Source organism: Streptomyces sp. NPDC050264 (assembly GCF_040655895.1).
Taxonomy (GTDB): domain Bacteria; phylum Actinomycetota; class Actinomycetes; order Streptomycetales; family Streptomycetaceae; genus Streptomyces.
Map to the genome: position 1 here is coordinate 134,272 of NZ_JBFAKV010000005.1, position 13,133 is coordinate 147,404.

12 protein-coding genes are annotated in these 13,133 nt (G+C 68.2%); all 12 read left to right on the plus strand.

Annotated elements, in window-relative coordinates; translation table 11 throughout:
- The first annotated feature begins 128 nt into the window (after nucleotides 1-128).
- The 12 genes from AB0J02_RS10355 to AB0J02_RS10410 all read left to right on the plus strand — a co-directional run bounded on the left by AB0J02_RS10355 (nucleotide 129) and on the right by AB0J02_RS10410 (nucleotide 12,680).
- Complete coding sequence (locus AB0J02_RS10355) at nucleotides 129-2,951, plus strand: hypothetical protein (RefSeq protein ID WP_363193175.1); 2,823 nt, start codon at nucleotides 129-131, stop codon at nucleotides 2,949-2,951.
- Nucleotides 2,952-3,914: a phage tail protein gene (locus tag AB0J02_RS10360; RefSeq protein WP_363193176.1), complete on the plus strand. Its 963-nt coding sequence runs from the start codon at nucleotides 2,952-2,954 to the stop codon at nucleotides 3,912-3,914.
- 16 nt (nucleotides 3,915-3,930) lie between these two features.
- Nucleotides 3,931-5,112: a siphovirus ReqiPepy6 Gp37-like family protein gene (locus tag AB0J02_RS10365; protein WP_363193177.1), complete on the plus strand. Its 1,182-nt coding sequence runs from the start codon at nucleotides 3,931-3,933 to the stop codon at nucleotides 5,110-5,112.
- A 2-nt stretch (nucleotides 5,113-5,114) separates the two neighbouring features.
- Nucleotides 5,115-6,053, plus strand: coding sequence for a hypothetical protein (locus AB0J02_RS10370; protein WP_363193178.1), 939 nt, complete (start codon nucleotides 5,115-5,117; stop codon nucleotides 6,051-6,053).
- A 1-nt stretch (nucleotide 6,054) separates the two neighbouring features.
- The gene (locus AB0J02_RS10375; RefSeq protein ID WP_363193179.1) at nucleotides 6,055-7,863 is read left to right on the plus strand and encodes a glycosyl hydrolase family 28-related protein; all 1,809 of its coding nucleotides are present in this window, start codon (nucleotides 6,055-6,057) and stop codon (nucleotides 7,861-7,863) included.
- A gap of 64 nt (nucleotides 7,864-7,927) precedes the next feature.
- Complete coding sequence (locus AB0J02_RS10380; protein WP_363193180.1) at nucleotides 7,928-8,878, plus strand: glycoside hydrolase family 25 protein; 951 nt, start codon at nucleotides 7,928-7,930, stop codon at nucleotides 8,876-8,878.
- 7 nt (nucleotides 8,879-8,885) lie between these two features.
- Nucleotides 8,886-9,071 (plus strand): hypothetical protein, encoded by a 186-nt coding sequence (locus AB0J02_RS10385; protein WP_363193181.1) that lies wholly within the window; start codon nucleotides 8,886-8,888, stop codon nucleotides 9,069-9,071.
- Between the two features lie 25 nt (nucleotides 9,072-9,096).
- A complete protein-coding gene (locus AB0J02_RS10390; protein WP_363193182.1) occupies nucleotides 9,097-9,390 on the plus strand; it encodes a hypothetical protein in 294 nt (97 codons plus the stop codon).
- A gap of 716 nt (nucleotides 9,391-10,106) precedes the next feature.
- Nucleotides 10,107-10,748, plus strand: a complete 642-nt coding sequence (locus AB0J02_RS10395; protein WP_363193183.1) for an HAD family hydrolase — start codon at nucleotides 10,107-10,109, stop codon at nucleotides 10,746-10,748.
- 108 nt (nucleotides 10,749-10,856) lie between these two features.
- Nucleotides 10,857-12,032 (plus strand): helix-turn-helix transcriptional regulator, encoded by a 1,176-nt coding sequence (locus AB0J02_RS10400; RefSeq protein ID WP_363193184.1) that lies wholly within the window; start codon nucleotides 10,857-10,859, stop codon nucleotides 12,030-12,032.
- 103 nt (nucleotides 12,033-12,135) lie between these two features.
- Nucleotides 12,136-12,336 (plus strand): hypothetical protein, encoded by a 201-nt coding sequence (locus AB0J02_RS10405; protein WP_363193185.1) that lies wholly within the window; start codon nucleotides 12,136-12,138, stop codon nucleotides 12,334-12,336.
- A gap of 53 nt (nucleotides 12,337-12,389) precedes the next feature.
- Nucleotides 12,390-12,680: a hypothetical protein gene (locus tag AB0J02_RS10410; protein ID WP_363193186.1), complete on the plus strand. Its 291-nt coding sequence runs from the start codon at nucleotides 12,390-12,392 to the stop codon at nucleotides 12,678-12,680.
- Nucleotides 12,681-13,133: the final 453 nt, after the last annotated feature.

A 13,133-nucleotide genomic window follows, 5' to 3' on the forward strand; every position in this document is an offset into this window, starting at 1 on the left:
TACCGGTGGCTGCTCGCGCACTACCTGCACATTCGCCCGTGGGAGATCGACCGGCTGTCCGCCGCTGATCTCGAGTCCGCCGTCAGCTGGATCAACCGGCACATCTCTGCCAGATAAGGGGGTGCCGGGTGGCCGAGCGCCTCACGTTCACGCTGACCGGCCGTGACGAGCTTTCCCGAGTCCTCAACGGCACCGGTGACTCATCTGACCGGCTGCGTCTGCGACTGGCCAGGCTGACCACAGATGCCGACGGCAATCTGCGCGACCTGCAGGGCAACCTCGTCTCGACCGCTGATGCGCACCGGCGCCTGGACCGCACGGTGTCCAACAGCCGCAACTCGTTCACCTCGGTGTCCGATGCGGCGAGCAAGCTCGGCGAGACCCTCAAGGAGAGCCTGATCTCGCTGGCCCCGGCGGCTGTCCCTGCAGCCTCAGCGCTGGCTGGCGCCACGGCGCAGCTGGCCGGGCAGTTCGGGGCGGTCGCTGTGTCGGCGGCCGCCTACGGTCTCGCGCTGAAACCGCAGATCGCGGCGATCGGCGAGGCCGTCAAGGCGCAGGACAAGTACCAGGACGCCGTCGCCACCTCAGGGAAGAACTCGGCCGAGGCAGTCAAGGCGCAGGCCGCGTACCAGCAGGAGCTGGCCAAGCTGCCCCCGGCAACCCGTGAGGCTGCCGTTGCGGTCGGCATTCTCCGCGACAACTTCCAGGACTGGAGCGACAGTCTCTCCGGTGACGTCATGGGCCCGTTCACCAAGGGCGTCGCGGTCGCCAACGCCCTGCTGCCCAAGACGTCAGGGCTGGTCAAAAACGCGTCCACCCAGTTCGACCGGCTGATCACCATGGTCGGCGGCGCGATCTCCACACCGGGGTTCGACGCCCTCAACTCGAGGTTCACCACCTTTGCTGACCGCACGATGACCAACGCCGTCAGCAAGCTCACGGTGTTTCTGTCCAAGGCCGACACGGGCAAGGTCGGCGGCGGCATCGAGACGTTCCTCGACTACGCACGGGCCAACGGCCCGGCCGTATGGGACACCCTGGAGAACGTCGGCCAGGCGCTCATCAATCTGCTGCAGGCCAGTTCGGATGTCGGCGTGGGCATGCTCGACGTCATCAACGCCCTGTCCGGGATCGTGTCCGCCGTGCCGCCCGACGCCATCGCGACGCTGCTGCAGCTGGCCATCGCCATCAAGGCGGTCAAGCTCGCCTCGGTCGGCGCGGCGGCCGCCGGTACGGCCATGCGCGCGCTGGGCCTGCAGCTGGCCGTCATGAACGTCGCGGCGGCCGCGGCACCCGGCAGGCTGGCCGCAGCACGTGCGGCGATCACGGCCCTGTCCCGGACTGCCAAAATCGCGATGGCCGGCACCGGCATCGGGCTGCTGCTCATCGGCATCTCGGAGCTCGCCTCACGTAGCGAGAAGGCGCCGCCGGACGTCGACAAGCTGACGACGTCGCTGACCAAGCTCGGCCAGGGCGGCAAGCTGTCCGGTGAAGCGGTGCGCGCCTACGGCAAGGATCTGTCCGGCCTCGGCGACGCGCTCGCCACACTGGCCAAGCCGAGCAACTACGAGAAGGTCGACCAGTTCCTCACCTCGATCATCGGCATGGACTCGACGCCGGTGAAGGACGCGAAGGCCGCGTTCGACGGACTCGACAAGGCGCTCGCAGGCATGGTGTCTCAGGGCCACGCGGACCTCGCGGCGTCTGCCCTCGACCAGATCATCGTGAAGCTGCAGAAGCAGGGGTACACGTCGGACCAGGTGCGTGGTCAGCTCGACGACTACAAGTCGGCGTTGGCCGGGCAGGCGCTGGAACAGCAGTTGGCCGCGCAGAGCATGGGGTTGTTCGGGCAGCAGGCCCTTGAGGTGAAGACCAAGCTCGACGCCCAGAAGGCATCGGCGGACGGATTGCGGCAGTCCATCGTCGCGTTGAACGACACGAACCGGTCGGCGCTCGGCGGCATGATCGGGTTCGAGGCAGCGGTCGACGCGGCGAGCAAGGCGGCAAAGGAGAACGCCGGCGCGCTCGACATGCACAACGGCAAGCTGGTCCTGAACTCCGAGAAGTCGCGCAACGCAGCCTCGGCCCTGAACGACCTGGCGGCCAAGACCGACGAGGCGGCCGGCGCTGCCCGCGACTCCGGGGCGTCCTGGAACACCGTGAACGGGATCTATGAGCGCGGCAGGAAGCAGCTCATCGCGAACGCCATGCAGATGGGTCTCACCAGGGACCAGGCGAAAGCGCTCGCGGATCAAATCCTGAAGACGCCGGACAAGACCGCGAAGCTACGCGGCAACCTGGACGACCTGAAGGCGAAGCTCGCCGACGCCAAGTCCCGACTCAAGAGCGTGCCCGACTCGCGTAAGGCTGGCGTACGCGCGGAGATTTCCGACCTGAAGCGGAAGATCGCGGACGCCAACGGGCGTCTGAATGCGTTCTCGGGCAAGACCGCCACGGCCACGGTCACGGTCCGATACGTGTCCGTGTTCGAGACGATCGGCTCGGCGCCCTCGACAACAGCCGATGCACTACGGCGGCAGGCGGCACGGCTGGGAAAGAAGGACGGCGGCCTGATCCACCGGGCCTCGGGCGGCCCGATACCCGGCTACCCGAGCGGAGGGCCCGTGAGAGGCCCGGGCACGGGCACCTCGGACTCGGTCCTGATGTGGGGCTCGAACGGCGAATACATGGTCAAGGCCACGTCTGTGGCCAAGTACGGCATCAAGGCCATGGACGCGATCAACGACGGAAAGCTGCAGCTGCCCGCGTCCTCTGGCCGCGCCGCGGCACCGGGCCGCGCCGCCCCCGCACCGGCCGCGCAGACGTCCACGGACGACCGGGCACCGGTCACGTACAACGTGTACCCCCGGTCGTCCGTGATCGACGCACGGGACCTGCAGCTGATCCAGCGGCAGGAAGAGGCGCGGCAGCGCGTGGGGAGGCCCCGGTAAATGCCCGTCATCACAGCACCCAAGGTCGTTGATCCGGGCGATCCGGGCGACGGAGGGACACCGCCGGTAGAGGTGCCCGAGGTCGGATACGCGACCATCACGTACATCGACCCGGCCGGCACTCGATGGCCCATGACCAACCTGGCGGGCGACTGGTTCGTACTGGCCGAGGGAGTTTCCGGGCTGGGCGCCGCGCCGTACACGCTCACCTCCGATCCGCACCCGCGCGGCGGCGCTCGGCTGCGGCACGTCCAGCCGCAGCCGCGCAGCATCGTGTGGCCGCTACTCGTCAAGGGCGCCGACCACAACGTGTTCACCGCGAACTGGCGGGCGCTCGCGCGGGCATTCACCCGGACCCTGCGCGAGGGACCCGGCCTCCTCGAGGTGGCCCGGCCTACCGGCAGCATCCGGCGCATCCCGGTCTACTACCAGGACGGCTGGGATGGACGCGGCCAGCGCGCTACCGGCATCACCTGGGACTCGGCCACCGTGACGCTGTGGTGCGAGGATCCGTACTGGATCGATGCCGTGCCGGTGGGCATACACCGCGAGTCCGGCGTCCTGGTCGACTTCCTTGCCCCGTACCCGTCGGTGTCCTCGGGGCAGGTCCTCGGCGCCACCACCGTCACGAATGTTGGCGACGTCGAGGTGTGGCCGACCTGGACCATCACCGGCCCGGCGACACGGATCACGTTCACGCGTGAGGACACCGACGAGACGTTCATCGTCGACCCGGCCACGATCGGGAAACCTGGCCTCGGCTCCGGTGAGCAGGTCATCGTGTCGACGGATCCGCCGCAGGTCCGCGGGCCCGGCGGGAACTGGATCGGGGCGCTCAACTGGCCCGAGGCCGTGCTGTGGCCGCTGCCTCCCGGCGATACCGCTGTGACGTTCCAGCTGACCGGAGCAGGGCCGGGCAGCGCGGTCGACCTGACCTACTTCCCGAGGTACGAGACCGCATGAGCAAGGGGGTGGACGCGTGACGCTCCAACTCCTGGTCACCGACCGCAACCTGAACTTCATCGGAGATCCGCTCGCCCGCTGGTCCAAGCTCGCCTGCGACGTCAATTTCAACGTGCCCGCCTCGGGCTCGGTGACGCTGCCCGCCTGGCCAGAGCATATGGAGCTGCTGCAGCCTGGCAACCGGCTGGTGCTGGTGCGCAACGGAACGATCTGGTGCGCGGGCCCGCTCGAGGAACCGCAGAACTACGTGTGGGACCTGGAAGGAAACTCCGGGCCGGGCACGGTCACCGTGGCGTTCACGGATGACCTGGCCCGCATCGCCGGATACCTCACCTACCCCGAACCCGCGAAAGCGTTCGCGTCGCAGACCAAGACCAGCAACGTGAACCGGCAGATCACGGCCACCAACGCCGAGGCCCTCATCCGGCAGCTGGTGTCGGAGAACTGCGGACCCTCGGCACTGTCTGCCCGCAGGATTGAGCACCTGGTCCTCGACGCCTTGGCCGGGGTCGGTGGTACCCGCTCGATCACCACACGGTTCGAACCGCTGCTGGACGCCTGCCGCACCGCGGCCGCCACCGACGGGCTCGGGTTCCGTACCCGGCAGGTCGACGACGAGATCCGGTTCGGGGTGTACGCACCGGCGGACCGCACAGCCACGGCCCGGTTCTCCACTGGCCTCGGCAATCTGCGCTCTGTCGCGTTCACGATGGCCGCACCCCTCGCCACCAGCGAGCTGGTTATGGGCGGCGACGACCCCGCGCAGGAGACAGCCGAGGGCGAGCCCGCCAACGAGCGCCTGTTCGTCGAGATCAACTCCGGAGCGGCCGCGGACTGGTACCGCGTCGAGAAGCTGATCGAGGAGTCCGGCAAGGACGACAGCAAGGGCGAGCTGACCCAGGCCGGAACGCTCGCGTTCGGGGACGACAACCCGCAGGCGTCCCTGTCCACGCTCACCATCGACACCGACGACCTGAAGGCCGGCCGCGATTACCAGCTCGGTGACCGCGTCACCGTCGTGCTGCCCACCGGCCTCGAGGTCACCGACGTCGTGCAGACCATCCGCCTGGAAGCCACCCCCGACGAGGGCGAGCTGGTCACCGCCGTGATCGGCAACAGCGACAAAACCACGACCACCGCCACTGTGCGCGCCGTGCGAGATCTGGCCCGCAGGCTCGGACGACTGGAAGCGAGGTAACAATGCCGCAGGACTCTTGGCCGTCGGCGTCCCACAACAACAGGTCGGTCACTGACGGCGAGTACGAGCAGATGGCCGCCCGGTTCTCCGATGACGGGGTCGACGGCTACCCCACCGATCCGGCTGTTGTCTCGGCCGGCGCCGGCCTCGCCGTCGCGATCCGGGCGAGCGTGTGGGGATCGGTGCACGGCCACGCGTGGACGTCCGGCGCCGACGGCGACACCCTCACCATCGACCCCAACACCTCCGGGCTGGTCCGCGTCGACCGCGTGGTGCTGCGCCTCAGCCGCACCACGTGGACCGTGCGCGCCGTCGTCAAGGCAGGCGTCCCCGGCGCTGGTCCGCCGGTGCTTACCACGGGTGATCAGTACGCCTCGTACGAGGTGCTGCTGGCCAACGTCACGATCCAGCCCAACGCCCTGTCGGTGACCGTGGCCCGAGGCGAGCGGTACATCGGATCCCGGATCCGGCCCGCGATCTCCAGCACACTCACGGACCCCAACGCACAGCCTGGAGACGTGACGTGGGAGCACGACACCGGCAAGCTGCAGCTATACGACGGCACCACGAAGCGGACCATTTACTCGGACTCCGGTGACCTCACCGTGGACTCGCCGATGGCTGCGTGGAAGATCACGGTCGCGAGTTCGTTGCAGGCGATGAACGGCACCATCTTCTTGCGGTTGGGGACGTGGGACCGCGTGGGCTCGATGCTGAATGCCGCGTGGGACGCGAGACTTCCGGTCCTGATTCCCGCTGCCTACCGGCACCCGAACCGCAACATCTACGCGATGTGCTACCTCACCGGTGCACGGATCGGCCGGCTCACCATCTACCCGAAGAACAACGAACTCGCCGGTCAGGTGTGGATCACGCAGAAACCCGATATCGCAGTGGGCCAAAGCGTGCTGCCCGAGAGCATCAGTTGGGTGGTGAGCTGACATGGCACGGCTCGAATTCGGGCTCGGCGTATCCGACTTCATCGTGCGGCCGAGCGATGGACTGTGGGGCGTCGGGGCCGGCGCAACGGTGACGTTCTGGAACGCGGCCACGGACGGCACCCAGTACGCCGACCTGCTCGACGTGGGCGGCGCACCCATCACTCAGGTCACCGCGACCGAGTACGGCGGCATCCCGCGGTTCTTCGGCCCGGACGGAATCACCGGGATGTGGGCCGACTCGAGCGGCCCGGCCGGCCGCGTGTGGGTCGAGGCGCACAACGTCACCAGCGGCGACAGCCACGCCGGAGCCGTACGGGACTGGCTCAACGTCCTCGACTTCGGCGCCAAGGGCGACAACTCCGCCGATGACACCGCGGCGATCCAGGCCGCGATCGCCGCATGTCCGATGGGCGGAGTCGTCTACCTGCCCGGTCAACCGTTCCGCACGAGCCGGCCGCTGACGGTACCGCCCGCGGTCACGCTCATGAGCACGCACACGAACCTCATGACCGTGCCCAACCTGACCGACCCCCCGTGCTACATCCGGCCCCTGCCCACCTTCGAGGGCGACGCGGTAATCGAACTGCTCGACGCCGCGACCGGCGGATACTCGACGATCAGCGCCGAACACCGGGTCTTGAACGTGATGATCGACGGGCAGGACCTACCCCAGGGGTCGGCCGTCGATGGGCTCGCTGCGAAGGGCAACATTCAGAACGTCGGGCTGCGCGACTTCACCGTGCGGCAGTGCACCGGCAACGGCATCTACTGCGGCGAAAACGAGGGCATCAACCCCTACAGCTGGCGGCTGCACCGGGTCATGCTCGACAACAACCACGGCCATGGACTGGCGGTGCAGGTCATGACGGACCTGACGATGATCGACGTGCAGGCGATCGGCAACTTCGCCAACGGGTTCAACATCGTCAACGCCGCCAACTCGCAGGCGCTCGGCTGCCGCGCCGAGTGGAACGGGAACAACGGCTACCACCTGACCGGCGACTGGGCGACCGGCACCGGCAGCGGTGGCATGCTGTTCAGCGGCTGCTCAACGGACCGCAACGGGTTCAGCGGGGTCCTGGTCGACGCCACCGGCAACGCGCCGCTGCAGTTCGAGAACATGCTCACCCGCCGCGACGGCCGCAACGGCGGTGCCGGCGGCGGCAACTACGCAGGATTTGCAGCCGCCGGCGCCGAGGTCCCTGTCATCGTCGGTGTTCTCACCTGCTACCCGGGCACCGACGACAACGGCACACAGGAGAACTCGCCGCAGTTCGGCGCCCGCTTCTCCGACTGCGCGTACGTGTCCGTCGCTGCTGGGTTCCTCCACGCCGATGAGGCGGGATGGTCGGACGGCGGCGGGAACGAGGTACTGCGCCGCGGCCTGAACATCGCCGAACGCACCGGCACTACCAGTGCGCCGGTGGACGTGTTCGCGCCGCCGAGCGACGTCGCCGGAAACCTCAACGTCGGCGGGTACTTGGCCGCTGCGTCCGGCCAATCTGACGGCCAGTGGAACATCTGGGCGGGCCAGGCCAAGGCCCTGAACCTCGGCGCCCTCGGCGGCGGCATCGCCATCGCCGAGGGCGCCAACGCCCGCATGAACGTCGCCACTCTGGTCGGCGGCACGGTCACCGTAGCCAACACGTCCGTCACGGCGAACACCCGCGTGCTGCCGTTCCGGCAGGCGGCAGGCGGCACGCTCGGCCACCTGTCCGTCACCAAGAATCCGGGCACCGGATTCACCATCACCTCGAGCAGCACCGCCGACACGTCGCCCCTGGTCTACCTGCTGATCGAACCCGCCTGACCCTCTACTCGTCCGCCACGCCCCGCGCCGCCCGGCCGGGGCCTTTCTCATGTCTGGAGACCGAATGGCCACCTGCCGCGGCATCGACGTATCCGCGTACCAGGGCACACAGAACTGGGCCAGCCACAAGAAGGACGGCGTCGCTTTCGCGTTCGCCAAAGCATCCGAGGGCCAGCAGACGCACGATGCCCGATTCGCCACTCACATCAAGGGCATCAAGGCGGCCGGACTCGTGCCCGGCGCCTACCACTTCGCATGGCCGAACCAGGACGCCGCGCGCGAGGCCTCGAACTACATCTCGGCCGTCACTCCGTATGCGGGCAAGGGCTTCTGCCACTGGCTCGACCTGGAGCGCTACGGCGACGGCCGGAACTACGCGGGCCGCAGCGCTTCGCAGATCAAGGCGTGGGTTACCCGCTGGGTCGCCCTCGTTCAGGAGGCCTTCCCGGGGCAGCGCGTCGGGATCTACACGAGCGGCGATGACGTCGCGGCCGGCCGTGTGCCCGCGGGGTTGCCGCTCTGGTACCCCGCTTACCCGTGGGGCGCGGCCGCGTACAGCAAGGCCGAGGCTGCCACGCAGCCGAAGGCATCCGGGCGGACGCCGCTCATCTGGCAGTTCACCAGTCAGCCCATTGACCGTTCCATCGCCTACCTGTCTGCTGCGGAGCTCCGCGCATGGGCAGCTGGCACCGATCCTGAGGAAGACCCCATGGCAGGCATGACCGCGCAGGACATCTACGACGCGGTGTGGAAGACGGACGCCGTCCCCGCGCCGACGACATCGACCACGATCAAGACGAACCCCACGTGGGCGCCCGTCAGCGTCCTCGCCGACATCGTGAACCGGGTCCGCGCGACCGAGACCGCGGTGACCGCACAGGCCGCCACGATCAAGACGCTCGTCGAGGCCCTCGCCAAGCAGGACAGCGCCGTCGATGTCGACGCGCTCGTGCAGCGCATCACTGACGCCATCGAGTCCGTGACCGTCCGCCTGGACGCCGACCCACAGAACTGAGGACGCCATGCAGAAGTATTTGAAGGCCATCGCCGCCGCGATCGCGGCCGGCGCCGCCGCGATCGGCACTGCGCTCGAGGATGGCACCATCACCGCGCAGGAGGGCGTGACCGCTCTGGCCGCCGTGCTCGCCGCGCTCGGCCTGACGTGGGCCGTGCCGAACAAGCAGGCCACAACGGACGACCGCGGCTGACCACCCACTAGAACGAGGGGGCCCGGTGGCTGATGAGCCGTCGAATGGCGAGCTGTGGCGGCTCATCACCGACGTGCGCGCAGACCTGTCCCTGCGCCTTGACCAACTCGTGCGCAGGGATGTCTACGACGCTCGGGAGAGTGCCCGCGACCGGGCTATGGACTCGCTGCAGCGTGACATCCAAGAGATCAAAGACGACCAGGAGAAGGGGGAGGACAGGCGGGCCGCAGACAGACGCCTCATCTTCAGCGCCCTGATCGCCCCGGTGTTGATGCTGCTATTGACCGTCTACCTGGCATCACAGGGGGTGAAGACGTGACGCGAAGGGAGCGCCGGCGCCACGACCTCGCGTTCGGCCTCGGCCTGGCCGCGTTCCTCGCCGCGGCACTGTGGGTTGTCCTCACCCTGCAGAATCTGCGGGCTGACCTGCAGACGCAGTACGCGGCGCGGGACGCTCTCGCCCGCCAGGTCGAGCACCTCGGCGGGAAACCTGTCGCAGGCCCGCCCGGGAGCCGTGGCGAGCCTGGCAAGTCGGTGCCTGGACCTCGGGGCGCGAAGGGAGACCCTGGGAAGGCCGCGCCCACCATCACCCCGTCGCCGGGCGCATCAGGTAAGCCGGGGGCAGACTCGTCGGTCCCCGGCCCGGCCTCCACGGTCCCGGGCCCCTCGGGCGCCCCCGGCCAGAATGCGACCGGTGCCCCGGGGAGAGACGGCACAGACGGCAAGAACGGAACGGATGGACGCGACGGGCAACCGCCCTCCAGCTGGACGTACACCGACCAGGCCGGCACCAAGTACGAGTGCACGCCTGCCGACAGTTTCGACCCCGCCGCGCCCCGCTACCAGTGCCGCATCGTCGACCCTGCCCCCGCAGACAGCGGCGACGACCAACCCACACCGCAGGCCGCTGGCTTGGACCCACTGCGCCGCCAGTACTCATGACGGAAGGGCCCCGCCTCCTTCGGGAGGCGGGGCCCTTCCGTCATGCCCGCACAAGATCGAGTGGGTTTACCTGCTCCGTCTAGGCTCGGCGAGATGATCCGCACCATCGCATTCGACGTAGGCGAAACCCTCGTTAAGGATGACCGCTACTGGGCGGCGTGGGCCGACTGGCTACACGTACCGCGCCACACGGTGTCAGCCCTCGTGGGTGCTGTCGTCGCCCGCGGGCAGGACAACGCTGACGCTCTGCGTCTGATCCAACCAGGCATCGACGTAGCGGCCGCGTACCGCAGCCGTGAGGAGGCTGGCCGTGGTGAACACCTTGACGAGACCGATGTGTACGAGGACGTGCGCCCGGCGCTCGCCGCTCTCCGCGAGGCCGGAACCCGCGTCATCATCGCTGGCAATCAGACGGCCAAGGTAGGCGAGTTGTTGCGTGCCCTCGATCTGCCCGCTGACATGATCGCAACGTCTGGAGAGTGGGGCGTTGCAAAACCGACGACGGCGTTCTTCGAGCGACTTATTGCCGAGGCCGGCGGCTCTGCCGAGGACATCCTTTACGTGGGGGACCACCCGCAGAACGACACGATCCCTGCACGTGCGGCAGGCCTGCGCACGGCGCATCTGCGGCGAGGTCCGTGGGGCTACCTGTGGGCGGAGGATCCGAGCGTGACCGCGGCGGCCGATTATCGGATCGACTCGCTCATGGACCTCGTGACCATCATCGGAGACTGAACTACCAACACCACGGCCCCACCTGAGGATTACAGGTGGGGCCGTTTACGCACCCGAACATGATCGTCTGGGTACGGTTCGAAGTGGATGCCTCGAACTGGAGCCAGTATGCCGACACTTGACGCTGTTGCGCTGGGCAAGCGCATCGCCACCACACGCAAAGCCAAACGGATGCGGCAGGTGGACCTCGCTCGCACGTCGTACCTCTCGATCGCCATGATTCGCAGCATCGAACGGGGAGCACGGAACCCAAGCGATACCGCGCTCGAAGCAATCGCCGCCGCCCTGGGGGTCGACCCAACGCGGCTACTGTCGAATTTCACCGGCACCGAAACTCGCGTGCACGCCGCCCTCCCGCAGATCTCCGCAGCCTTGGCCACGTATGACGTGCCACTCGACCCGCCGCGCCGTGGCCTCGACGAGCTACACGCTGCCGTTGACGAAGCCGTGAACTGGCGACTCGGCGCACAGTACGGGCAGATCGCACGACACGCGCCTGCCCTCCTGGACGACACGCTCGCCTCGTTCCACACATCCACGGACCAGCGCGCAGCCGCGCGCCTGCTCGTGTCCGCGGCACGGTCAGTGGACGCAGTCGCTTACAAGTACGGGGCCCGCGATCTGAGCGCACGACTGATCGACCTCATGCGCTGGGCTGCCCAGCACGCCGAGGACCCGTTAGTCGACACGTCCGTCGCATACGTCCGTACCGAAACGTTCTTCACCGCCCGCGCCCACCGCGCCGGGGCGCTCGCCCTCGAGGTCGCAGCCGACGCCGCCCCTCCGCCAACTGACCAGGACTCTCAAGCAGCGCTCGGCACCCTGCACATGCGGGCCGCCGTCATCGCTGGCCGCGACGGCAACGCCGAGCAGGCCCAGACACACATCGAGGCTGCGCACCGCCTCAGCGAGCGCACCGAGGAGGGCACCTATCAGGGCACGGCGTTCGGGCCAGAGTCCGTGCGGATCCACGAATTGTCTGTCGCCGTCAGCCTGGGACCGAACGGCGTAGGCAAAGCGTTCAAGGTGGCCCGGAAGTGGGCGCCCTCCAAGGACATTCCGGCTGAGCGACGCAGCGGGTTCTGGATCGAGCTGGCCCGAGCGCAGATGTGGGGCGGCCGCATGGAGGACGCATTCGAGTCGCTGAAGGTAGCTCGAGGGATCGCCCCGCAACACACCCGCGAACACCCCTGGGCGCGCGAGATCGCGGAGACTCTGCTCCGTGTGAAGCGCGCCGACGAGGAGTCGCTGCACCACTTCGCCGGATGGCTCGGCGCTGTCTGACGCCACCCGATTCAGCGAACTGCGGTGCTACAGCTTGTAGCACTTACCGCCTCCTCTAACGCCCATTCTCTGTGCATCGACATCACAGAGCAGAGGCCGAGAGATGAGCGACACGATCGAGGAGACGCCCGTCGTCTCCGTGGACGAAGTAAGCATCGCCCGCCTCCATGGGCTGGCGTGCTGGACATGCGGCGCGGTGTCCGGCGAGCTCGCGCCGAGCCGACGAATTCGCGAGGCCACCTCCGGACACATCTGGACCACCGCCCTGTGCGCCGGCTGCCGACACCTCCCGGTGTCGTCGTGACGACCCCCCAAGACGCTGCCGAAAGCGCAGCCAGGACAAAGGTTGTCGACCTCTTGCCTGTAGCCGTACCGCCTCTCGGCGCGCTCTCGGAACTGCAGCTCCGCGGCTGCTGCTGCGCCTGGTGCGCGGTCACTCTCGCCGTCGGCCGCAGCGTCGATCTCGGCGAGCGTGAGCTGGGCGGCCGACGGGTGTTCCCCCGGGGCTGCCCGACCTGCACCACCATCGAGGTCTATATCCAGGTGCTGGACCACGCGACTCAGTGCGCACGATGCAAGGACACAAAGGCCCTCTGTCCCGAGACCGCAGACCTGCGGCGGGCACTCAAGGAAGGACGTCAACTGTGACTGCAGGGGGCCGCATCTGCTGGCACTGCCAGAAGTCGATCAAGGTTGGGGAGGCGGTCAAGCGGAACGCCATGCACGCAGGGTCGGGCGCTGGCATCACGGTCGAGCAACACGAGTCGTGTCCGAGCTCTCCACCTCCGTCGCAGACGGCGCCCGTCAGCAAGCGCAAGCGCCACTGACCACCGCCGCCGGTACTCCAACGGCCCCCCGGCACCGGGGAGAGAGGCCGCTCAGTATCCGAGCCGAGCGGCCTTGGTCGGCGGCTGCGTTCTCGATCACGCATCGGCTTGTGAACACAGCGTGCGAATAACACACACGTTCGAGTGAAACCCGGCGCCCTGCGCTTGCCAGCGGCATGCTCGCTTAAAAGGATGAGCCTGCCATCTATCTAAGACTGGCCGCCCCTCATTGCTCCCCAGGCGTGAGGGCGGCCGGCAGCGCCCCCCGACACCC

What these genes read in the sequence shown, in the direction of transcription:
- AB0J02_RS10395 (WP_363193183.1), top strand. Translation starts at nt 10,107, where the DNA reads ATGATCCGCACCATCGCATTCGACGTAGGCGAAACCCTCGTTAAGGAT.
- AB0J02_RS10360 (WP_363193176.1), top strand. Translation starts at nt 2,952, where the DNA reads ATGCCCGTCATCACAGCACCCAAGGTCGTTGATCCGGGCGATCCGGGC.
- AB0J02_RS10405 (WP_363193185.1), top strand. Translation starts at nt 12,136, where the DNA reads ATGAGCGACACGATCGAGGAGACGCCCGTCGTCTCCGTGGACGAAGTA.
- AB0J02_RS10370 (WP_363193178.1), top strand. Translation starts at nt 5,115, where the DNA reads ATGCCGCAGGACTCTTGGCCGTCGGCGTCCCACAACAACAGGTCGGTC.
- AB0J02_RS10375 (WP_363193179.1), top strand. Translation starts at nt 6,055, where the DNA reads ATGGCACGGCTCGAATTCGGGCTCGGCGTATCCGACTTCATCGTGCGG.
- AB0J02_RS10385 (WP_363193181.1), top strand. Translation starts at nt 8,886, where the DNA reads ATGCAGAAGTATTTGAAGGCCATCGCCGCCGCGATCGCGGCCGGCGCC.
- AB0J02_RS10380 (WP_363193180.1), top strand. Translation starts at nt 7,928, where the DNA reads ATGGCCACCTGCCGCGGCATCGACGTATCCGCGTACCAGGGCACACAG.
- AB0J02_RS10400 (WP_363193184.1), top strand. Translation starts at nt 10,857, where the DNA reads ATGCCGACACTTGACGCTGTTGCGCTGGGCAAGCGCATCGCCACCACA.